The following is a 626-nucleotide window of genomic DNA, read 5'->3' on the forward strand; positions in this document are numbered from 1 at the left end:
GCCGTATCGGAAGGTGCGGCTGGATCACCTCCTTTCTATGGAGAATCGTCTGCTGCAACGCAGACATTCCATCCCGCTTCTCTCTCGGGAATCACAAATAAGAGACTCCCTTCACTATCCGGTTTTGAGAGAGGAAACTCTTTCGAAACGATTAAGCAGCCGGCCTTTGGATCGGCGGACTTAATCCTGGGTTCTTCACAGAAGTGAAAGATTGAAAAAAAGAAGTCGCTTGTCGCGAGTTCAAATTTTAATCCGCACAGCCGTGATGCACCTAAAATTTGTCCTTTGAAAACTGGATACCGAAACGATAAATTCGCGTCTTGAATATTTCTTTCTTCTCCACGCTGCTTGTCAGCGAGGGTAAGCAAATGAAATGATTCATTAAAATCGAAGAGCGAAGTGATGGCGATGTGCGCGACTTTTGGATTTGGATTCCCCTTCCTTGAAGATTCATCTTCGAATGATGAAGGAAACCAAACCAAGCGGAGCAAACAGCGGCATCACGCAGCGATTGGTTAAGCAAGTAAGAGCGCACGGTGGATGCCTAGGCACCAGGAGCCGATGAAGGACGCGACGAACCGCGATAGTGCTTCGGGGAGCTGTAAGTAAGCGTTGATCCGGAGATT

1 rRNA gene is annotated in these 626 nt (G+C 47.9%); it reads left to right on the plus strand.

Going from position 1 to position 626, the window contains the following annotated elements:
* Positions 1 to 513: 513 nt before the first annotated feature.
* Positions 514 to 626, plus strand: a 23S ribosomal RNA gene (locus QWJ34_RS27030); the annotation flags it as partial.

Source organism: Saccharibacillus sp. CPCC 101409 (genome assembly GCF_030518235.1).
Lineage (GTDB): Bacteria > Bacillota > Bacilli > Paenibacillales > Paenibacillaceae > Saccharibacillus.